The sequence below is a fragment of the Streptomyces sp. 891-h genome, from assembly GCF_022760275.1.
Classification (GTDB): domain Bacteria; phylum Actinomycetota; class Actinomycetes; order Streptomycetales; family Streptomycetaceae; genus Streptomyces; species Streptomyces spirodelae.
The window spans coordinates 3,295,294-3,316,817 of the sequence record NZ_CP050693.1 but is presented as its reverse complement, the minus strand read 5'-3'; the positions used below and the strand labels follow the sequence as shown (position 1 = coordinate 3,316,817).

General features: G+C 69.6%; 16 protein-coding genes. 9 read left to right on the top strand and 7 right to left on the bottom strand.

The genetic code is table 11. From position 1 onward, the window contains the following. Positions 1 to 526: 526 nt before the first annotated feature. From HC362_RS14290 to HC362_RS14275, 4 genes are all read right to left on the bottom strand, one after another. Positions 527 to 1,009 carry a hypothetical protein gene (locus HC362_RS14290; RefSeq protein ID WP_243084290.1) on the bottom strand — a complete coding sequence of 161 codons (483 nt, stop codon included), beginning with the start codon at positions 1,007 to 1,009 and terminating at the stop codon, positions 527 to 529. A 1-nt stretch (position 1,010) separates the two neighbouring features. Then, positions 1,011 to 3,089, bottom strand: a complete 2,079-nt coding sequence (locus HC362_RS14285) for a hypothetical protein (protein WP_243084288.1) — start codon at positions 3,087 to 3,089, stop codon at positions 1,011 to 1,013. 134 nt (positions 3,090 to 3,223) lie between these two features. After that, entirely contained in the window at positions 3,224 to 4,972 is a 1,749-nt protein-coding gene (locus tag HC362_RS14280; protein WP_243084287.1) for a hypothetical protein, read from the bottom strand. After that, the gene (locus HC362_RS14275) at positions 4,966 to 6,414 is read right to left on the bottom strand and encodes a site-specific integrase (protein WP_243084286.1); all 1,449 of its coding nucleotides are present in this window, start codon (positions 6,412 to 6,414) and stop codon (positions 4,966 to 4,968) included. Before HC362_RS14275 ends, HC362_RS14280 begins: the two co-directional genes overlap by 7 nt. Before the next feature lie 98 nt (positions 6,415 to 6,512). Between HC362_RS14275 and HC362_RS14270 the strand changes: the two genes are divergently transcribed. Genes HC362_RS14270 through HC362_RS14260 form a run of 3 tightly spaced genes read left to right on the top strand, consistent with a single transcriptional unit; the run spans position 6,513 to position 7,555 of the window. Beyond that, positions 6,513 to 6,647, top strand: a complete 135-nt coding sequence (locus HC362_RS14270; RefSeq protein ID WP_243088581.1) for a DUF4244 domain-containing protein — start codon at positions 6,513 to 6,515, stop codon at positions 6,645 to 6,647. Continuing rightward, complete coding sequence (locus HC362_RS14265; protein WP_347568437.1) at positions 6,634 to 7,110, top strand: TadE family type IV pilus minor pilin; 477 nt, start codon at positions 6,634 to 6,636, stop codon at positions 7,108 to 7,110. The genes HC362_RS14270 and HC362_RS14265 overlap by 14 nt, the downstream gene beginning before the upstream one ends. Continuing rightward, on the top strand, positions 7,091 to 7,555 hold the full coding sequence (locus HC362_RS14260; protein WP_243084285.1) for an Rv3654c family TadE-like protein: 465 nt from the start codon (positions 7,091 to 7,093) through the stop codon (positions 7,553 to 7,555). The genes HC362_RS14265 and HC362_RS14260 overlap by 20 nt, the downstream gene beginning before the upstream one ends. Positions 7,556 to 7,617: 62 nt before the next feature. Here HC362_RS14260 and HC362_RS14255 read toward each other — a convergent pair whose 3' ends face one another. Continuing rightward, on the bottom strand, positions 7,618 to 10,014 hold the full coding sequence (locus tag HC362_RS14255) for a DEAD/DEAH box helicase (RefSeq protein ID WP_243084284.1): 2,397 nt from the start codon (positions 10,012 to 10,014) through the stop codon (positions 7,618 to 7,620). 390 nt (positions 10,015 to 10,404) lie between these two features. Here HC362_RS14255 and bldG point away from each other — a divergent pair, with 390 nt between their 5' ends. The 5 genes from bldG to HC362_RS14230 all read left to right on the top strand — a co-directional run bounded on the left by bldG (position 10,405) and on the right by HC362_RS14230 (position 17,236). Continuing rightward, positions 10,405 to 10,746, top strand: coding sequence for an anti-sigma factor antagonist BldG (gene bldG / locus HC362_RS14250; RefSeq protein ID WP_016473000.1), 342 nt, complete (start codon positions 10,405 to 10,407; stop codon positions 10,744 to 10,746). 137 nt (positions 10,747 to 10,883) lie between these two features. Then, positions 10,884 to 11,441 carry an ATP-binding protein gene (locus HC362_RS14245; protein WP_243084283.1) on the top strand — a complete coding sequence of 186 codons (558 nt, stop codon included), beginning with the start codon at positions 10,884 to 10,886 and terminating at the stop codon, positions 11,439 to 11,441. A gap of 590 nt (positions 11,442 to 12,031) precedes the next feature. After that, the gene (locus HC362_RS14240; RefSeq protein WP_243084282.1) at positions 12,032 to 14,491 is read left to right on the top strand and encodes a sodium-translocating pyrophosphatase; all 2,460 of its coding nucleotides are present in this window, start codon (positions 12,032 to 12,034) and stop codon (positions 14,489 to 14,491) included. Between the two features lie 279 nt (positions 14,492 to 14,770). Next, positions 14,771 to 15,343, top strand: coding sequence for a small secreted protein (locus tag HC362_RS14235; RefSeq protein WP_243084281.1), 573 nt, complete (start codon positions 14,771 to 14,773; stop codon positions 15,341 to 15,343). A 198-nt stretch (positions 15,344 to 15,541) separates the two neighbouring features. Next, positions 15,542 to 17,236: a methyltransferase gene (locus HC362_RS14230; protein ID WP_243084280.1), complete on the top strand. Its 1,695-nt coding sequence runs from the start codon at positions 15,542 to 15,544 to the stop codon at positions 17,234 to 17,236. Positions 17,237 to 17,314: 78 nt separating this feature from the next. Here HC362_RS14230 and HC362_RS14225 read toward each other — a convergent pair whose 3' ends face one another. Then, positions 17,315 to 17,740 (bottom strand): DUF2752 domain-containing protein, encoded by a 426-nt coding sequence (locus HC362_RS14225; RefSeq protein WP_243084279.1) that lies wholly within the window; start codon positions 17,738 to 17,740, stop codon positions 17,315 to 17,317. Between the two features lie 79 nt (positions 17,741 to 17,819). Beyond that, complete coding sequence (locus tag HC362_RS14220) at positions 17,820 to 18,209, bottom strand: TM2 domain-containing protein (protein WP_243084278.1); 390 nt, start codon at positions 18,207 to 18,209, stop codon at positions 17,820 to 17,822. 244 nt (positions 18,210 to 18,453) lie between these two features. On the opposite strand from HC362_RS14220, the gene topA reads away from it, so the two are divergent. Further along, positions 18,454 to 21,441 carry a type I DNA topoisomerase gene (gene topA, locus HC362_RS14215; protein ID WP_243084277.1) on the top strand — a complete coding sequence of 996 codons (2,988 nt, stop codon included), beginning with the start codon at positions 18,454 to 18,456 and terminating at the stop codon, positions 21,439 to 21,441. The last annotated feature ends 83 nt before the right edge of the window (positions 21,442 to 21,524 follow it).

Here is a 21,524-nt window from a genome sequence, read left to right as displayed (position 1 = left end):
CGAATCCGCCGAGACACCAAGTGCCTTGAGACAGCCGAACGGTTCAATAGTCCTCCTCGTCGAAGCCGTACTGGATGTTCTCCTGCGAGCAGGACGGGCAGACGATGTAGGCGTGTGAGTTGCCGCCTTCTTCATGGGGGAGGCAACTCGTTCCAGCAGAGAGCGCCGACTGACACCATCGGCATGTGCCACCGCCGCTGCTCTTGCCACGGTTCGGCGGGTCAACGAGCGTGCCGCCTTCATTGAAGTAGAAACGCCACCCATTGCAACTGTCGTTGTGGCATTCGTACCGGCCCGAAAGCTCGCCTGATTCGGCCCACAAGTCTTCCTGGCAGTCGGGACACGACCGTCGCGAGCCGCCTCCGATACTGCTCAGCAACTTGCCGAATAAGCCCATGGTTGCCCCCAGACACCGCTTGTGCGGCGGTTGTCGTCCTTGCGTAGGATCTTGCCAGTTGGAGACCTTGATGGACTCGTAGTTGTCGTAATGGGGTAGTCCTTCGGGTTGCCTCAACTGCACGAGCCGTTAGGGGGCCGTCCCGCTGCTGGCGGCGGGCAGGCGACGAACATTGCCGGCCGCGGCTTCCTGTTCACGCAGACGCTCGATCTCCTCGTGCTGGGCCGTGAGCCGGGAGACGGCAAGGGTCTTGAACGCGGTGAGCTCGGCCAGCGCTTCGTCCCGTTTCGCGACCCGTTCCTTGAGCTCGGCGACCTGGGCCTTGAGCCGTTCGATCTGAGCGGCCCGGGGGTCAGGGGCCTCGCCCGCGTCGCGCTGGGCCTTCAGACGACGCTCGAATTCCTCGCCCAGGTGCTGGTAAGGGCCGGGGCGGGTGGTGCCGTCGCGGCTCTTCTTCGGGTAGAAGCTGGTACGGGTCACTCCCGCTTCGGCGGCCAGGGCCTTCAGATCGCATTTGCCGCCGACCGGGAGTTCGCCCCGCAGCAGCCGGCCCATCGCGGCGCGGATCGCTTCCTCATTGCGGGCACGGTCCGCGTCACTGATCCGTGGCATGTCACTCGCCTCCGTCCGATGTACCGGCGGCCGTCATGATCTCGTCCACCACCCGTTGCGCCCGCTCCACCTCTGGCTCAAGCCGCCTCTTCTCGCCTTTGGGGAAGCGTGGGTTGGCCAGGAAGACCTTGCCGGTGCCGACCTGGCTCTGCCAAACAGGCAGGTGACAGGGGTGATGGGTGGCCTGCGGGCAGCGAGCGGAGTCGCACATCCCGCCCAGCGGCTTCGTCGCGTCCGGGGTGCCCGCCAGCTTCAGGCACAGGGCCTTGTGCGGGTCGCGGAACCAGCAGTAGTTCGCGGTCTGCAGATGCAGGTGCTTGGACTGTTGCCGCAGCAGGTTCTCCAGCCGCCGCTCTGCCTCCAGCACTGTCGCGGTGCCTGGCTCGTGGTCCTTGATCTGGGCATCGATGTGCTCGAATGCTTTGATCAGCTCGCGGGCCCCGGGGCCCGCCGGCATGCGGCCCGCGCGGTAGTCCGCGAAGGCCTCCTTCGTGAGCTTCAAGTGGCTTTTTTCCTGTTCCCGTTCCACCTCGGCCAGCAGATTGCCCTGGGAGCCCCCAGGCCGGTTCGCATAGCCCTCGGTGGTGACCACGGAGACGTGCTTGAGGTGGATCTTCGCGGCCAGCAGCCCGCCGGGGCGGTGGGCCAGTGATAGAGCCAGCGTCCGCCGCAGCATTCGTCCGTTCACCGGCCCGGCCGGGATCGGTGCCAGGCCGAGCCGCTGGCCGGCGGGGCTGTTGACCCACTCCCGCAGCTTCTTGTGCAGGAAGCCCGTGGGCGAGCGGGCGAAGGCCCGCTGACCGTCCCGATCCTGGTTCAGGCGGGCGGCGAGCTTCACCGCCCGCCAGGCCGGTTTAAGCACCACCCATTCCTCGGCGACGCCGCCAAACTCCTGCCCCTTGATCAGTTTGCTGCCCAGCTTGAAGCGCTGAGTGCCGCCAGAGACGGTGACTGGCGGCTGAGGGGAGTCGGCCGTCAACTCGTCCAGTTCCCCGGCCCGCATGCCGCTCAGGGCCGCGACCAGGACCCGGCAGGCCGCCAGCAGAACGAACTGCAGGTTCCGCACCTCGTCCCCAGTCAACGGAAGCGTCCACGGCACCAAACGCTGCGAGTCGTCAGCGCTGGGCACCCGTGAGGCCTCCCGGCCGAACGCGCCTGCGACCCCCGCTTTGGCCACCGCAGGCTCCAGGAGCGGGCGAAGATCCTCGACCAGGTGGTCAGCAATCCTCACGTATCGGGAGCGGGTCGCCTTGCTGAAGAAATCGCCGACGTCGACGTGCAGCAGCGGATCGTCGGGCCTCCAGCCTCGCTTGATGCGCCGGGTGACCTGGCGGGCATCGACCGCCAGCAGCGGCACCTGCTCCAGGCCAAGCTGGTCAAGGGCGGCCGTGACGGCGGCCCGGTGTTTCGCCGTGACTTCCCGCAGGCTCTGCCCGCCCTTGCTCGCCCGAGCCTTCAACAGACGCTCGAGCTCCTCGGCCGCCAGCGGCCCGAGGGTCTCTACCAGATACAGGGCGGCGGCCATGGTGGGTTGGAAGACCTCCTCCGTCACCGGCGGTGTCGAAGACAGGGCATAGGTCTCCCAGCCCGCGACCTCGCTGACGGTGTGCCCCTCCCACGGCGTGAAACCGGGTCGGTAGGCATCCACCGTGAACAGCTCACGGTAGGCGGCCAGATCCACCACCGGCCGCAGTATCGTCAGCATGGTGCCCGGAGTGATAGGTCCGCTTCCCTGCCGGCGCTTGCGGCTTCGGTGCGAGCGGAACTCCCGGTACACTTCACAGTGTTCCTGCATCACCTCACACAGCGATGACATGCCCTGGTCGGTGACGAAGTTCATCCACCGCACCAACTGCACGCAGAAGTTGAACGCCGACTCCGGCTTGTACGGGTCCCGCCGGGCTCCCGGCAGAGCCAGGACACGTTCATGGTCCGGGACGACCAACGCGAACACGTACTCCTTGGCGGTCAGCCGCAGCGCCGGGCTGGTGATGCCGGTGAAGTCCAGGCGCTTGACGTTGCTCCGCACCCCCTTGGGGAACTTCACCCCCGACAGGTCCCAGAAGTCCTCGTCGAACACGGGGCGGGGACCGTCAGGCCACATGTCCCAACCGGCCTCGCAGCACACGTCCAGACCCGCGAACGGGGACTTCAGGGCCCACTCACGAGGGATGGGACCGGCAGGGCTCTCGACGATCAGGGCGGAAGCGCGGGTCACTGGGTTCCCTCCTCGGGCCGCAGGGGCAGCTCGGAGTCGATATCGGCCACCTCACCAGCCGATTTCTCGAGCACGCGGGCGTCGAAGCGGGGCAGGATGTCGTGGTCCAGGCGGTCGGCGTACGGGCCGAACACCTCGAGGAACTGCTGCACAGTCATCTGCCGTGACTGACGGGCGAAGTAGGCCTTCAGCCGCAGCAGATTGGGCGCGTGCCGGGGCGTAAAGACTGCCAGCGGGCACAGCAGGCATACCCACGGCCGGGCCGGACACGGCTTTCCCTTCGGGCCGTGAAGTCCGGCTAGCTGGTTGGCGCAGGCCGCGGTGAATACGTCCATCTCGCCGCCCAGCAGATCGGTCATTTCCTTCACATCCAGGCCCAGGCGGGCTGTCTGTTCGTGCTGCTCGGTGACGAACTCGGCGGCCTCCTCGTCGTTCAGAACGATCGGTGGGCGACTGCGCCGCAGGATGTCGGCCTGGGCGTCCTCGATGATGGCTTCCACCGACTCGGCCTGGGCGGGCGTCGTGGACGAGACGTAGTGGCTGCCCTCCACCGAGGCGGTGTGATTCGGGTCGATCTTCGTACGGCCGGTCCAGCCCCGCCGCCCCAGCACATTGTGGTACGTCGTGCGGATCCGCGCCGAGTGCAACAGCAGCGGCTCTCCTGTGTCCGTACGCAGGTTCAGGTCCTTGGCCAGCTGACGCCGGGCCTTGTTGCCGCTCTTGGGGGCGGCCCGGGTGGACAGTGCCGACAGTTGAGACTTCGCGCCGTCCGTGCTGCGGAATTCGGTGCCCAGGAAGACGAACAAGTCGCCGGCTATGGCCTCCGGAGCGATTCGCCGCACCGGCTCCGACAACTCCAGCCACCGCTCCAACAGCCGCACGGCCCGAGCAGGAAGGTTCACCGATTCCGGGCCGCGACGTCCCTTGACGTAGTCCATCAGCGCCGTGCGGTCCCCGGTCCAGGTGAAATCTTCCACCCCCAGATCCCGGATCCCGTCCGGGACGACACCGCTGTAGACGCCGAACAGCAGACGCATGGCCGTCGCCACCTGTACCGGCGGGTACATCGCATTGCGCACAGCGCGGTACTGGCCGCCGACCCCGTCGCGGAAGTAATCCACGGTCAGACCCAGAACCCTGGTGGCATCGCTAGCCTTCAGCGGCCCGTGCTCCCGCACTAACCACGCGAAATTCTGCCGGTTCCGGCCGAGGTCGGAGCTGTCAGGACCCAGTGCGGCCATGTCAAGGACCTCGCGCTGACGAGCCATGATCTGCTGCAGATAGCCCCGCAGCCCGGCCTCGATCTGCCGCCACTCACCGTCCGTGTACGGCTTCAGAGGCTTGCTCCGAGGTGGGCTCTTGACGGGCTTCCCCTCCAGGTAGACCCGGATACCCTCGTCCACGCGGTCCCCGCAGCCGACCAGCAGGCGGCGGGTGTGGAAGACGCGCCTGCCGCCGACGGACATCCAGTACGACAGGACGTGGCTCGTGCGCAGATCCGCCAGGCACCCGTGAAAGCCCATCGCGGCCAACTCCGCGACCATACGGCGGATCGTCGACGTGTACATCACCGCGCTCTGAAGTGCGGTGATGCGGCCTAGCGGGTGCACCATCTGAACGAGGCCGTGAGCGAGATCCTCCGCCAGTTTCTCGTTCGCCGTGGCGCTCAAGCTTCCAGTCCAAGCAGTGCCGTTGGGGAACGTGAACTCGATGCGCAGCGGGGCGTGCTCGACACGGGTCACCATGTGACACCCTCCTCGTCGTTGAACTCGGCGTCCGCTTCGGTGACGGCTTGGCCGCTGTACTTGCCCGCCTCGTCGTAGAGCTCGCGGTAGATCCGCTGCACGTCCAAGCGCTGGATATAGATCTCCGTGGTCGTCACGCTGGAATGCCCGAGCAAATCGCGCAGCACCATCAGTGGGTCCGCCTTCGTCAAGTACAGTGACAGTGCGGCGTCTTCACCTGTGTCCGCGACCATGGCAGCCGCCTGCTGGTAGTGGCCCTTGACCAGTTTCTCGAGAGTCGCCATAGCAAACGTGTGGCGCAGAACGTGGGGGCCGACCGTCGGGAACCGCTTCTCGAAGTTCCGCCGGATGCGCTGCGAAGTTCGGCGGAAGACGGTCGCCCAGTCGGTGAACGGGGTCCCGTCCGACTGCACCGCGATGATCGCGGGCGAGCCCTCCGGTGTTACCAGCCGCAGCCGCTCTTTCAGGGTCAGCTTGCGCCAGGACACCCGGCGGCCGTTGACTTTCCCGCCCTCCCAGTCCGGCTCGGTGATCACCAACGGCTCTCCCAGGCGCGGGTCGGGGCGGTACCGACGGCCCTCCGTCAGCATCGCGCGGTCCAGCTCGATGTACTGGTGTACGTCAGCCAGGGGGGCGTAACTGGCCCACGTTTCCCGGGGTTTCTTGCCCTTGGTGATCTGCGCGGACAGCGGAAACCGGACCGGAACCGTGCTGCTGCGGGCCGGGAGGGCTGGCAACTCGTACGTCAGCAAATGAGTGAACTCCTGGACCCGTAGACCGCTTGAGGGCACCAGCGCGCCCATCGCGGCGTTGCGGCCCAGGTGGCGGCCGCGGAACGAGTCCGGCTCACCGTCCGGGCGCAGGCCGGCCAGCGCCCGGAGAAACAACTGAAGGAAGTCGCTCTCCAGATACTTCACCGTGACGTGCGGCTTCGCTCGCCGCACCGTAGCCGTGTTCCGTCGCGCGAGTTGTATGCCGGCCTCGGTGTACCGCCGGACCATCTGGTACGTGAACGGCACAGCGGTACAGAGTCCCTCGTCATCAGCCCACGCGTAGAAGCGGGCCACAGTGTTGATGTTCTGGTCCCACGTGCCCTCGTCCCAGCGGGCCTCCAGGGGTCCCGCGAAGCGGTACTCCGAGAATGCGCTCAGGGCGTCGCGCAAGGGCTGTCGCTCCCCGAATGGATCCACACCGATCCTGGCCAGGAACTCCAGCCAGCAGCGCAGAGCCTGCGCGTAATTCTTCCAAGTTCTCTGAGACCGAGCCCCATTGAGGGGGAGCTCGCGCAGCCAGCGGTTGGCCGCCACTGTGGGCCGGGGTATGCCGTCGTCCTCGAAGGCCAGATCCTCGTCGATCAAGACCGGCATGCCTTCCGGGATCAGCGGCTGACGCCCAAGGCCCCAGTTCTCCCAGCCCGTTCGGCTGTAGAAGATCAGATGCATGCTGTGCACGGTATGAATGAGACTCAAGAGAGTGCAAGAGACTTCTGCGCCTCTTCTGGTCTCGGGCCACCTCAAAGAGACACGAGAACTAAGCAAGGATTACGGCCGAGTACGCCATGGGCACGCTGGCGGCGGTCGCACTGGCGGCGGTGCTCTACAAGGTCGTCAACAGCGGCCCGGTGGGAGCCGAGTTGCAGGGACTGGTCGAACGGGCGCTCCGTGCACCGTTCTGAGCGGGCCGCGGCGGGCGCGGGCGCGGGCGCGGGCCCGGAATCGCGCTCGCCCTCGCCATCGCGCCTGAGCCGGCGTCCGCGGCTGTGGGGCGGCAGGTGGAGGGACGGCGATCCGTGCGCGGGCTATGTGACGGCCGAGGCCGCCGTGGTGATTCCGGCGCTGGTGCTGCTGGTCGCGGGGCTGCTGTGGGGGCTGATGGCCGCGGTGGCGCGGATCCAGTGCGTCGACGCCGCCCGGGCCGGGGCACGGGCGGCGGCGCGCGGTGAACCCGAGGCAGGGGTGTCCCGGGCCGCGCGGTCGGCGGCGCCGCACGGCGCCCGGGTTGAGATGACGAGGGAGGGCGAGCTGGTGAGAGTCGCGGTGCGGGTGAGGACGGTCGGTCCGGGGCCGCTGAGTGTGGAGCTGCGGTCGGAGGCGGTAGCGGCGGACGAGAGGCGGGCGGGTGACGGAAAGGCTCCGTAGCGACCGCGGGTCGGCCTCGGTGTGGGCGGCGCTGAGTGTGGTGGTGCTGTGCGGGGTGTTCGCGGCGGTGCTTGCGTTCGGTCAGGCGGTGTATGTACGGCACCGGGCGGGCGCCGTCGCCGATCTGGCGGCGCTCGCAGCGGCCGACCGGGCACTGGAGGGCCCAGGCCGGGCGTGCGCGGCAGCGCGCCGGGTGGCGCGCGCACAGGATGCGCGGGTGGTCCGGTGCGCGGTCCGGGGAGAGATCGCCGACCTGGACGCGGGGGTGCGCTGGGGCGCGTACACCGCACGCGTACGGTCCCGCGCGGGCCCGACCGACCACCCGGCGGCTCGTCCGGCCGCCCACTCGGCGACTCCTGCGGTGGCTCGCCGGGCGATCTCCGTTGCGGCTCGTCCGGTGGAGGGGCCGTCGGGGGAGGTGAGGCCGCTCGGAGGGCAGGCCTGATGCCGGGCGGTGGTCGGGGTGGGAGGGGTTGGCCGTGGCCGTGGGGCCCGTGCCGGCAGGTGTCAGGTGGCGGAGCGGAGGAGTTCGGTGAGGAGGCGGATGGCGCCGCGCTTGTGAAGCGGGTCGTTGGCGTTGCCGCACTTGGGGGACTGGATGCAGGAGGGGCAGCCCGCCTCGCACTCGCAGGCGGCGATGGCGTCGCGGGTGGCGCTCAGCCAGGCCCGGGCGGTGTGGAAGGCGCGCTCGGCGAAGCCGGCCCCGCCGGGCTGGCCGTCGTACACGAAGACGGTGGGAAGGAGGGTGTCGGGATGCAGGGCGATGGAGACGCCGCCGATGTCCCAGCGGTCGCAGGTGGCGAACAGCGGCAGCATGCCGATCGCGGCGTGCTCGGCGGCGTGCAGCGCGCCCTCGAGGATCTCCGGGTTGATCCGGGCGGCGTCGAGCTGGTCCTCGGTGACGGTCCACCAGACGGCCCGGGTGCGCAGAGTGCGGGGCGGAAGGTCCAGCTTGGTCTCGCCGAGGACCTCGCCGGTGATCAGACGGCGGCGCAGATAGGAGACGACCTGATTGGTGACCTCCACGGAGCCGAAGCACAGCCGGGCCTCGCCCCAGGGGACCTCGGCCTCGGTCTCCAGTACGGCCAGTGAGGTGGTGTCGCGGGCCATCGTCGTCCAGGGCGGGGAGGCTTCGTCCACCAGCGCGGCGGAATCCTCCAGGTCGAGCCGTCGCACCACATAGGTGCGGCCCTGGTGCAGATGGACGGCGCCCTCGTGGACGGTGGTGTGTGCGGCTCCGGCGTCGACGGTGCCCAGCAGGCGACCGGTGTCCGCTTCGACGACCTGTACCGGTTTTCCGCCGCTGCCCCGGATGTCGGTCAGATCGGCGGCCCGCTCCTTGCGGGTCCAGTGCCAGCCGGAGCTGCGGCGGCGGAGCAGCTTGCGCTTTTCGAGTTTGCTCAGCAGCTGCGGGGTCTGCGGCCCGAAGAGGTCGAAGTCGGCCTCGGTGAGGGGGATCTCGGCTGCGGCTGCGCACAGGTGCGGAGCGAGGACGTAGGGGTTGTGCGGGTCCAGGACGGTGGACTCGACAGGGGTGTGGAAGACGGATTCGGGGTGGTGGACGAGATAGGTGTCCAGCGGCTCGTCACGGGCGATCATGATGGCCAGCGCGCCCTGACCGGCCCGGCCCGCGCGGCCGGCCTGCTGCCAGAGGGAGGCGCGGGTGCCGGGATAGCCCGTGATGAGGACGGCGTCCAGCCCGGAGATGTCGATGCCGAGTTCCAGCGCGTTCGTCGCGGCCAGGCCCAGCAGCTCGCCGGTGTGCAGGGCGCGTTCGAGGGCGCGCCGCTCTTCGGGCAGGTAGCCGCCGCGGTAGGCGGCGATCCGTGAGGAGAGACCGCCTTGCCGGCCGACGCCGGGCACGGCGCCGTGCCCGGCGTCGGCCGAGCCTCCGACCACGCCTGCGCCCGTGCCCACGCCCGTGCCCACGCGTGCGCCCGTGTCCGTGCCCGTCTCCGCGGCGTCCTGTCCCGCCGCCCCGGGGAGGTCCTCAGGAGTCTCCTCGGCCGCGTCCTGGCGCCGGCCCTCGGCTGCCTCCGGGCTTCGGGGGGCCGGGATGGCGGCGAGCCGGTCCTGGGCGATGAGGGAGATCAGCTCGGCGCCGCGCCGGGAGCGGACGAAGGCGACGGTGCGTACGCCCTCGGCCGCGAGGTCGGTCAGAAGCTCGGCGGCCTCCGCCGTGGCGGTGCGGCGGACGGGGGCGCCGCGTTCGCCCTCCAGTTCGGTCAGCGGCGGCTCCCACAGGGCGAAGACCGTCTCGCCGCGCGGGGAGGTGTCCTCGGTGATCTCGACGGGTCGTACGCCGGTCAGCCGGGCGGCGCCCTCGCCCGGCGCGGCGGCGGTGGCGGAGGCGAGCAGGAAGACGGGCTCGGAGCCGTAGCGGGCACACACCCGGCGCAGGCGGCGCAGGACCTGGGCGACATGGGAGCCGAAGACGCCGCGGTAGGTGTGGCACTCGTCGATGACGACATAGCGCAGTGCGCGCAGGAAGGAGGACCACCGGGTGTGGCCGGGCAGCAGGCCCCGGTGGAGCATGTCCGGGTTGGTGAGCACGTAGTTGGCGTACAGCCGCACCCATTCGCGCTCTTCCATCGGCGTGTCCCCGTCGAAGACCGCGGCCCGTACGGCCGAGCCCAGCGGGGCGGCCAGATCGGTGACGGCACGCCGCTGGTCGGCGGCGAGCGCCTTGGTGGGCGCCAGGTACAGCGCGGTGGTGCCGCGCCCGTTCGGGGCCTCGGAGCCGTCCAGCAGGGTACTGAGAACGGGAGCGAGGTAGGAGAGGGATTTCCCGGAGGCGGTGCCTGTGGCGATGATCACCGAATCGCCGTCGAGGGCGTGTGCGGCGGCGCGGGCCTGGTGTTCCCAGGGGCGGTCGATACCGGCCCGCTGTACGGCCTCGATCACTTCTGGCCGGATCCGGTCGGGCCAATGCGCATGGCGACCGTTTCGCGGGGGCAAGTGCTCCGTATGGGTGACACGCCCGGCGCGGTCCGGCCCCTTGGTGAGACGAGCGAGCACGTCGCGAGGGTCGCCGCGGGAGGCCGAGCGGTGGGGCTCGACTCGCGGGCGTACGCTCGCGGACCGGGTGTGCTGTTCGTTGGCCATCGGTACCGAGTGTGTCACTGGCGAGGCGGACAATGACCGCAAGGCGTCGTCCTCGCCTGCTGGTAAGTGATTGAATGCCTCTGCGGCTGCCGATCCGTCCCCTGCCTTTGGGGGTACCTCCCTCCGTCAGGGCAGGGGGAGGGAGAACCGAGGGGGCTGACCGCTCGATAGCAAGGTGCTGGAGGATCCGTGGACCTGTCCCTGTCGACCCGTACCGTCGGCGATCGCACGATCGTCGAGGTCGGTGGCGAGATTGATGTATACACCGCGCCCAAGCTGCGCGAGCAACTGGTCGAGCTCGTAAACGACGGCAGCTACCACCTCGTCGTGGACATGGAGGGCGTCGACTTCCTCGACTCCACCGGGCTCGGCGTGCTCGTCGGCGGGCTCAAGCGGGTGCGCGCCCACGAGGGCTCGCTGCGCCTGGTCTGCAACCAGGAGCGCATTCTCAAGATCTTCCGGATCACCGGACTGACGAAGGTGTTCCCGATCCACTCCTCGGTCGACGAGGCCGTAGCGGCCACTGACTGATGTTCCGGGCCGTCGGTCCGCCCCGCGTGGGGTGGCCCGACGGCTTACCGGTTGACTGTCAGGCGGCCGCCGGGGCCCGGATCGTCCGAGCCCCCGGACGGGCGCCACAGACACTCAGGGAAACCGAGGGGGATGGCATGGCCACCGTTGAGCTGCTCTTCAGTGCGCTGCCGGAGCACGTCCGTACGGCGCGGCTGGTGGCCGCCGCCGTGGCGCGGCGGGCCGGGGTCGACGAAGCCGTGCTCGACGAGGTGCGGCTGGCTGTCGGCGAGGCGTGCACGCGTGCCGTCGGCCTGCACATGAGCCACGGCCTCAGCAGCCCGGTGCGGGTGTCGCTCATCGAGGACGAGAAGAAGTTCTCCATCGAGGTGGGGGACGACGCGCCGCACCGGCGTTTCTCGCTGCCCGGCGGCACTCTCGGTGCCGGCGCGGGTTCCGGTGCCCGGAGTGAAGCCGAGGCCAACGGCAACGGCCCCTCGGGCGGCGGTGGCGGCGGCCTGGTCGAGGCCGAGGGGAAGCTGCTGCCCGGAGCGCGGGACGAGATCCCCGAGCCGGTCCCGGAGGAGGAAGAGGGCGACGGCGAGATGGGCCTCGCGGTGATCAGCGGGCTGGTGGACGACGTCGAGGTGACGACCGACGAGAACGGCGGCGTGATCCGCATGAGCTGGCCCACGACGGAGCCGGTCCTCCCCTGAGCCGCCCCTGGCCCGGGGCACCCATGCGAGAGCGCGCCGGACGCGTTCCCGCCCCACCACAGGCACGCCTCGCCCCGCGCCGAGCGCATGTTGCCCCGCGACGGGCACGGCCTGCCCCTTGTCGGACCTCTCTCGCTCCCGCCGGGCACGCCCTCACCCCGCGACCGGCGCGACTCGCCTCGCCTCCCCCGAACTCCCCCTGAACCTCCACACCCTCACACGTGCCGGCCCGCCACATCTGGTCGGGGTTTTCGATCTTTCGGGGAGCCCTGGGCGGGGTTTTTCGTGATCTTCTTTTCCGATCTTGTGATGAGCGCGGTCGACATTTGTGACCAGCGCCTAAACCAACCGCTCGGGGTTTCTTCGTTCACTCGATAGATCGTTTTCCCGGTGTCAGTTGAATTTGCACATTCCCTCATGCGAGCGAATTATCCGCTTCCGGTGCGGCCGATCTTCGCCGTTCCCGGCGAATTCTCGCTGCTGCGCTCTGTTTTGATCTAGTGGCGCTCCCTACAATCCGTCCACATCTTTGCAGCAGGACGCCTGAGCGTGCTTGCGCGCGCCCATGTGCCAAACGTCAAGGAGGACGAATGGCGGGGCATCTCAGCCCACTTCACCACCCCCAGCACCTCGCGGACGCCGCAGAACTGACCAGTGGCAACCGGGGACTCGCGATCGTGATCGCGGTTGTCGCGCTCGCAGCGCTCGGCGTCGCCGTGGTGTTGGTACGACAAGTGCTCGCCGCGGGCGAGGGCACCGACAGCATGAAGAAGATCGCCGCGGCCGTGCAGGAGGGCGCCAACGCCTACCTGGCGCGGCAGCTACGTACCCTCGGCGTATTCGCGGTGGTTGTCTTCTTCCTGCTCATGCTCTTGCCGGCCGACGATATGAAACAGCGGATCGGCCGTTCGTTGTTCTTCCTGGTCGGCGCCGCTTTCTCGGCGGCGACCGGCTATATCGGTATGTGGCTCGCGGTGCGCAGCAATGTGCGCGTGGCTGCCGCGGCGCGTGAGGCGACCCCGGCGCCGGCCCCCGCGGGGTCGGAGAAGGGTGAACCGGGGGAGATCCCCGCGGATCTCACCGCTGTTTCGCACAAGGCGATGAAGATCGCTTTTCGTACCGGCGGGGTCGTCGGAATGTTCACCGTCGGTCTCGGCCTGCTGGGCGCCGCCTGCGTGGTGCTCGTCTACGCGGCCGACGCGCCGAAGGTGCTGGAGGGCTTCGGTCTCGGTGCCGCGCTGATCGCGATGTTCATGCGAGTCGGCGGCGGCATCTTCACCAAGGCGGCCGACGTGGGCGCCGACCTCGTCGGCAAGGTCGAACAGGGCATCCCCGAGGACGACCCGCGCAACGCCGCCACCATTGCGGACAACGTCGGCGACAACGTCGGTGACTGCGCCGGTATGGCGGCCGACCTGTTCGAGTCGTACGCGGTGACGCTGGTGGCGGCGCTCATCCTGGGCACCGCCGTCTTCGGCAACGACGGGTTGGTCTTCCCGCTGCTCGTGCCCGCCATCGGGGTGCTCACCGCCATGATCGGCGTGTTCGCCGTGGCCCCGCGCCGCGCCGACCGCAGCGGGATGACGGCGATCAACCGCGGCTTCTTCATCTCGGCGATCATCTCGCTGGCCCTGGTCGCCATCGCCGCCTTCACCTACCTGCCGTCCAGCTACGCGGACCTCAAGGGCGTCTCGGGTGACGACGCGCAGGAGATCCTCGGGCACAGCGGTGACCCGCGGGTGCTGGCCGTCGTCGCCGTGGCGATCGGCATCGTGCTGGCCGCCGTGATCCAGCAGCTGACCGGCTACTTCACCGAGACCACCCGCAAGCCCGTACGCGACATCGGCAGGACGTCGCTGACGGGGCCGGCGACCGTCGTGCTCTCCGGTATCTCCATCGGTCTGGAGTCGGCCGTCTACACGGCGCTGCTGATCGGTCTGAGCGTCTACGGCGCCTTCCTGCTGGGCGGCGGCACGGTGATGCTGGCGCTGTTCGCCGTCGCGCTGGCCGGCACCGGTCTGCTGACGACCGTCGGGGTGATCGTCGCCATGGACACCTTCGGGCCGGTCTCCGACAACGCGCAGGGCATCGCGGAGATGTCCGGCGACGTCGAGGGCGCGGGCGCGCAGGTCCTCACCGACCTGGACGCGGTGGGCAACACCACCAAGGCGATCACCAAGGGCATCGCCATCGCCACGGCCGTGCTGGCCGCCGCCGCGCTCTTCGGGTCGTACCGCACCGAGCTGGCCGAAGCGCTGGCCGACGCGGACCAGAGCGCGGGCAAGATGCTGGAGCTGGTGGACATCGCGCAGCCCAGCACGCTGGTCGGGCTGATGTTCGGGGCCGCGGTGGTCTTCCTCTTCTCGGGGCTGGCCATCAACGCCGTCTCGCGTTCGGCCGGTTCGGTCGTCTTCGAGGTGCGGCGGCAGTTCCGCGAGAAGCCGGGGATCATGGACTACTCCGAGAAGCCGGAGTACGGCCGGGTCGTGGACATCTGCACCAAGGACGCGCTGCGCGAGCTGACGACGCCCGGTCTGCTGGCCGTGATGGCGCCGATCCTGGTGGGCTTCACCTTCGGGGTGGGAGCGCTGGCGGCGTTCCTGGCGGGCGCGATCGGTGCCGGCACCCTGATGGCCGTCTTCCTCGCGAACTCGGGAGGCGCCTGGGACAACGCCAAGAAGCTGGTGGAGGACGGCCACCACGGCGGCAAGGGCAGCGAGGCGCACGAGGCCACCATCATCGGCGACACGGTCGGCGACCCGTTCAAGGACACCGCGGGCCCGGCCATCAACCCGCTGCTGAAGGTGATGAACCTGGTGGCGCTGCTCATCGCGCCGGCCGTGGTGCAGTTCAGCTACGGCCAGGACAAGAGCGTCGGTGTGCGGGTGGTGGTCTCGATGGTGGCTGTCGCGGTCGTCGTCGGCGCCGTCTACGTCTCCAAGCGCCGAGGTGTCGCCGTGACGGAGGAGAACACCGCCGAACGGACCGTCAAGCCCTCGGGGCCCCCGGCAGATCCGGCCGATCCGGTGGACCCGGTGGCGGCCTCGTAACCGTCGGGGCGACGGGAGCCGTGCGGCACCTGTAGCCGTGCGGCACCTGTAGCCGTCGGGCAGTCAATCAGTGGACGGGCGGGACGCGTTGGCGTCCCGCCCGTCGGCGTGCGGTCACCGGCGACCGGAAAGGGGGCTCTCGGTGCCCCCAGTGGGTACCGGGGGATGTCTGTGATGTCGCACTGCACTGTTGGTGCAAATGGCTGCAATAGTAGGCATAGGGTTCTTCCGGCTCGCCGCCACTCCCTCCCTGGCGTGTATGTTCCGGGCCGAACAGCCATGGAAGGGACCGATCCGGTGAACAAGAAGCTCGCGGCGACGCTGTCCGGCGGTGCGGTGCTCGTGCTCGCGCTGACTGGTTGCAGCGACGACAGTGGCAAGACGGACGACTGGGCCAAGCAGGTCTGCGACGACCTCCAGCCTCAGCTCAAGAAGATCGACCAGGCCAACACCTCGATCGCCGAGGCGTCGAAGGGCGGCAAGCCCCAGGAGGAGGTCAAGAAGGCCGACGCCGCCGGCTTCCAGAAGGTCTCCGACGCGTACAAGGCGATGGCCCAGTCCGTCAAGAAGGCGGGTGCTCCGCCCGTGGACGACGGGGAGAAGCTGCAGCAGGACGCCGTCAAGGAGCTGAACCGGATCTCCCGCGAGTACCAGGAGCTCAAGACCACCGCTGAGAACATCCCCACCGGCGACAAGTTCGGCGAGGGTCTCGACAGCCTGGCGGCCAAGCTCAAGGCCTTGGGGCAGAGCGGCGACAAGGCCCTGCAGCAGCTCCAGAAGGGCGAGGTCGGCAAGGCCATGGCCAAGCAGGACAGCTGCAAGAAGACGGGCGTCACCGACGGCGGGTCCTGATACCCGACAGGAAGCCCCGGGCCTGAGGGGACGTCTCGGGCCGAACGGTGGCCTCAGGCCGAACGGTGGCCTCAGATCGAGCGGTGGCCTCAGGCCGAACGGAGGTCTCAGGGCGGCACGGGGTCCGGGGCCGCGGCCACCCGTACGCCCGAACCGGGGCGGCCCCCCGGCACGGAGGCGGCCCGGGAGCGAAGGAGAATGGCGCGGGTGAGCACTGACGCACTTCCCGAGCCCACGACCGAGAGCACCCGCAGGCTGCGGGAGGCGCTGACCGCGGCCGGTTTCACCGCGGACGGCCTCCTCGAACTGCTGGGCGCCCCCGCCTACGCGGCGCTCGCCCGCGGTGAGACCGTCCCGGCCCTGCGCGCCACGCGCGGCGAGGGCCCGCTGCGGACGCTGACGCGACTCTTCCTGCTGCGGCAGACGGTGCCCTACGACAGAGCGCGGTCCGCGCTGCCGATCGACGAGGCGCTGGCCGACCGCTGGCTGGAGCGCGTGCCGGGCCGGGACGGAGCCGCGCCGGATGGTGACGCTTCGGCCGACGACGTGCCCACCGGTGACGCGCCGACCGGTGACGTGCCGACCGGTGACGCGCCGACCGGTGACGCGCCGACCGGTGACGCCGTTCGGGCCACCGTCGACGTACGCCCCTACAGCGGTCCCGAGGGCCAGGACTGGTGGATCGTCAGCGACCTGGGGTGCGCCGTCGGCGGCGCCGGCGGAGTGGGCGGCCCCCGCGAGGCGGCCCCGCAAGAGTCCGCCCCGCAAGAGTCCGCCCCGCACCCGGCGAGCCCCGGGGAGGATGTGGTGCTCGGTGTCGGCGGTGCCTCGACCACCCTGGCCGGGATCATGGTGCCCACCCCTGCCGCCCGCGCGCTCGACCTCGGTACCGGCTCAGGCGTTCAGGCGCTGCACGCGAGCCGGTTCGCGACGCACGTCACCGCCACGGATGTCAACCCGCGCGCGCTGCGCTTCGCGCGCCTGACCCTCGCGCTGTCGGGCGCCCCGGAGCCGGAGCTGCGCGAGGGCTCGCTGTTCGAGCCGGTCGCGGACGAGGAGCCGTACGACCTGATCGTCTCCAACCCGCCCTTCGTGATCTCACCGGGCGCCCGGCTCACCTACCGCGACGGCGGCATGGCGGGCGACGACATCTGCCGCACCCTCGTCCAGCAGGCGGCCCGCCATCTGGCCCCGGGCGGCTACTGCCAGCTGCTGGCCAACTGGGAGCACCGGCACGACGAGGACTGGCGCGAGCGCGTCAGTGCGTGGGTGCCGTCCGGGTGCGACGCGTGGATCGTCCAGCGGGAGGTCCAGGACGTCACCCAGTACGCGGAACTGTGGCTGCGCGACGCGGGGGACCACCAGGGCGATCCGGCCGCGTACGAGGAGCGCTACGACGCCTGGCTGGAGGAGTTCGCGGCACGCGGCACCAAGGCCGTCGGCTTCGGCTGGGTCACCCTGCGGCGTACGGACGCCGAGCGGCCCTCGGTGCTCGCGGAGGAGTGGCCGCACCCCGTCGAGCAGCCGCTGGGTGAGGTGATCAGGGCGCACTTCGAGCGGCAGGACTATCTGCGTCGTACGCACGACGCCGCGCTGCTGGAGCACCGGTTCGTCCTCGCTGACGAGGTGGTGCAGGAGCAGGTCGGTCCGCCTGGTGCGGAAGACCCGGAGTACGTGGTGCTGCGGCAGAACCGCGGGATGCGGCGGGCGACGACGGTGGACACGGTCGGCGCCGGGTTCGCCGGGGTGTGCGACGGGACGCTGAGTGCGGGGCGCATCCTGGACGCCATCGGGCAGCTGCTTGGGGAGAGCCCGGCCGAGCTGCGGGCGCGGACCCCGGAGGCGATCAGGCTCCTGGTCGAGCAGGGGTTCCTGATGCCGGTGCTGGACTGACGCCGCGGCAGCTCACATGCGGCAGCTCACATGCGGCAGCTCGCGCAAGACAGCACGGGGCAGCTCACACGTGGCCCGTCACAGCAGGTTGCGGGCCACCGTCCAGGCGACGGCCGCGCTCAGTACGACCACTTTGCCGCGGGTGCTCATCCGGGGCGCGTAGCGGCGTCCGCGCAGTCCCTCGTAGAGCCAGCGCCCCGACAGATAGCAGGCGACGGGCAGGCCGACCGTGAGCAGTGCGGCGTTGTCGTGCAGGGCCGCGGTCAGGTCGCCGTGCATCAGGTCGTAGGCCATGCGCGTGCCCCCGCAAGCCGGGCACAGCAGCCCGGTGGCCCAGTTGAAAGGGCAGCGGGGGAGCCAGGCGCCCGACTCATGGGGGTTGGTGCCCCACAGATAGCTGGCGCCTGCCAGCCCGGCCGCCGCTGTCGCCAGTGGCGGCGCTGCCGGGTGGGAGAAGGCGGCGCGGAGTCGGCCCACGGCAGCAGGGACGTTGGACATCGCCATGTGGCCAGTGCCTCCCCTCGTGTCGCGCCGCCCTCTCCCGGGGCTCCGCGCGGCATCGGCCGCGCGGAATCGCGAAGCCTCAGCCACGCAGAATACGGCCTTGGGCGTCGGTGCGGCTGTCGCTGGTCAGGAACATGATGCCGTCGACGAGCGACCAGATGCCCAGACCACCGCAGGTGAACAGCTGGGCTATGCCCATGCCGATGTGGCCGGTGTAGAAGCGGCCGATGCCCAGGCCGCCGATGAACAGCTGGAGCACCCCCGCGACGATCTTGGACTTGTCGGAGAGTGGACGCCCGTACGGGTCGTAACCGTACGGCGCGTTCGGGTCCCCGGTGTACTGACCGGGGGCAGCGGCCATCGGCTGCTGCTGCGGGTAGCCGTAGCCGGGCTGGCCGGGCTGCTGCTGGTACGGGTTCTGTCCCGGCTGCTGCGGGTAGCCGTAACCGGGCTGGTTCGGGTCGGACACAAGACCTCCGAGGTCGAGCGGTACCTGGTGATGTGCCCCGGACATGTTGCCAGAGCCTTCGGGCGGCGGGACGGCTGGTTGTCGGGTTACCGTTCGAGTGGCGTTGCCGACTTTTCCCGTTTGACATGGGGGCGGGAGGTACCGTCACACTCCGCAGCGATAGCAATGCAGCGATATTGATACCGACTGATACCGAACCTGATACCCAACCGGACCTGATACCGACCGGAGAGAAGAGCAGAAGTTGTCCCCGACCCACGAGACAGCAAATGGTGGGCGCCGACTTGTGATCGTCGAGTCGCCTGCCAAGGCCAAGACGATCAAGGGCTATCTCGGCCCTGGCTACGTTGTCGAGGCCAGCGTCGGGCACATCCGTGACCTCCCGGGCGGTGCGGCCGAGGTTCCCGCGAAGTACAAGGGCGAGCCCTGGGCCCGCCTCGGCGTCAATGTCGATCACGACTTCGAGCCGCTGTACGTCGTCAACAGCGACAAGAAGGACCAGGTCAAGAAGCTCAAGGAGCTGCTGGCCGAGTCGGACGAACTGCTGCTGGCCACTGACGAGGACCGCGAGGGCGAGGCCATCGCCTGGCATCTGCAAGAGGTGCTCAAGCCCAAGGTCCCGGTCAAAAGGATGGTCTTCCACGAGATCACCAAGGACGCCATCCAGAACGCCGTCCGCAACCCGCGCGGCCTCAACCAGCGCCTCGTCGACGCGCAGGAGACCCGCCGCATCCTCGACCGGCTGTACGGCTACGAGGTCTCGCCGGTGCTGTGGAAGAAGGTCATGCCGCGGCTGTCGGCGGGCCGGGTGCAGTCGGTGGCGACCAGGCTGGTCGTGGAGCGGGAACGGGAGCGCATGGCGTTCCGTTCCGCCGAGTACTGGGATCTGACCGGCACGTTCGCGGCGGGGCAGGCGGGGGATGCCTCGGCGGGAGCGGGCGCCGGCTCGGGTGCCACGGGCGATCCGGCCACCTTCGGGGCCCGGCTGACCACGGTGGACGGCCGCCGTGTCGCCCAGGGCCGCGACTTCGGCTCCGACGGTCAGCTCAAGGACCCGTCTGCGGTGCTCCACCTGGACGAGGAGGGCGCCCGCGCGCTGGCGGCGGCGCTGGAGAACACCGACTTCGCCGTCCGCTCCGTCGAGTCCAAGCCCTACCGCCGCTCCCCGTACGCGCCTTTCCGTACGACCACCCTCCAGCAGGAGGCGAGCCGCAAGCTCGGATTCGGCGCCAAGTCCACCATGCAGGTGGCGCAGAAGCTGTACGAGAACGGCTTCATCACCTATATGCGTACGGACTCCACGACGCTCTCCGACACCGCCGTCGCCGCGGCCCGCGCACAGGTCACCCAGCTCTACGGCGCCGACTACCTGCCGGACAGGCCGCGTACCTACGCCGGAAAGGTGAAGAACGCGCAGGAGGCGCACGAGGCGATCCGCCCCTCCGGCGACCGCTTCCGTACGCCTGCCGAGACGGGTCTGACGGGCGACCAGTTCAAGCTGTACGAGCTGATCTGGAAGCGGACCGTCGCCTCTCAGATGAAGGACGCCGTCGGACAGTCGGTGACGGTGAAGGTCGGCGGCCGCTCCGCCGACGGCCGGGACGCCGAGTTCAGCGCCACCGGCAAGATCATCACCTTCCACGGTTTCCTCAAGGCCTATGTGGAGGGCGCCGACGACCCCAACGCGGAGCTGGACGACCGCGAGCGGCGGCTGCCGCAGGTCGCCGAGGGCGACCCGCTGCGTGCCGAGGAGATGTCCGTCGACGGCCACGCCACCAAGCCGCCGGCCCGCTACACCGAGGCCACGCTGGTCAAGGAGCTGGAAGAGCGCGAGATCGGGCGCCCGTCCACCTACGCCTCGATCATCAGCACGATCCTGGACCGGCGCTACGTCTTCAAGAAGGGCACCGCGCTGGTGCCGTCCTTCCTGAGCTTCGCCGTTGTCGGGTTGCTGGAGAAGCACTTCGGCCGGCTCGTCGACTACGACTTCACGGCCAAGATGGAGGACGACCTCGACCGCATCGCCGCGGGCAGCGCCGAGGCCGTGCCGTGGCTGCGCCGCTTCTACTTCGGCGAGGGCGCCGAGGGCGGCGAGGCCCAGGCCGGTGAGGCCGCGGCCGCGGGCAACGGCGACGGTGACCACCTCGGCGGGCTCAAGGAACTGGTCTCCGACCTGGGCGCGATCGACGCCAAGGGCGTCTCCTCCTTCCCCGTGGGCGAGGGCATCACGCTGCGCGTCGGCCGCTACGGCCCGTACGTGGAGGGGCCCAGCGAGAAGGAGGGCGAGCCCGGCCAGCGTGCGGACGTCCCCGACGACCTGCCGCCGGACGAGCTGACCGTCGACTACGCCAAGGAACTGCTGGCCAAGCCCAGCGGCGACTTCGAGCTGGGCACCGACCCGGAGAGCGGGCGCCCGATCGTGGCGCGGGACGGCCGGTACGGCCCGTACGTCACCGAGGTGCTGCCCGAGGGCACGCCGAAGACGGGCAAGAACGCGGTCAAGCCGCGCACCGCCTCGCTTTTCCGCTCGATGTCGCTGGACACCGTCACGCTGCAGGACGCGCTCAAGCTGCTGTCGCTGCCGCGGGTCGTCGGCGTCGACCCGGAGTCCGGGAACGAGATCACGGCCCAGAACGGGCGGTACGGCCCCTACCTGAAGAAGGGCACGGACTCGCGCTCGCTGGAGAGCGAGGAGCAGATCTTCAACATCACGCTGGACGAGGCGCTGGAGATCTACTCCAAGCCCAAGCAGCGGGGTCGCGCCGCGGCCAAGCCGCCGCTCAAGGAGCTGGGGAACGATCCGGAGACGGACCGTCCCGTGGTGGTCAAGGACGGCCGGTTCGGTCCGTATGTGACGGACGGCGAGACGAACGCGACGCTGCGGCGGGACGACGACGTCGAAACGATCACTCCGGAGCGGGGTTTCGAGCTGCTGGCAGAGAAGCGGGCGAAGGGACCGGCGAAGAAGAAGACGGCGGCGAAGAAGACCACGGCCAAGAAGACGACCGCCAAGAAGACGACCGCCAAGAAGACGACCGCCAAGAAGACCGCAGCCAAGAAGACCGCGGCGAAGAAGACGGCAGCCACGAAGACGGCTGCGACGAAGACAACGGCGAAGAAGACCACGGCGAAGAAGACCACCGCGAAGAAGTCGGCCACCAAGAAGACAGCAGCCGCGAAGAAGTCGGCTGCCGAGGAGTCCGCTTCTTCGGACATCTCTTCGCAGGAGTAGCCCGAAGACGCCTCTGAACAGCGGCGCGCACACAGATGTTCGGGTACGGAACCGGGTTGTCGGTCACTCCCTATACGCTGGCG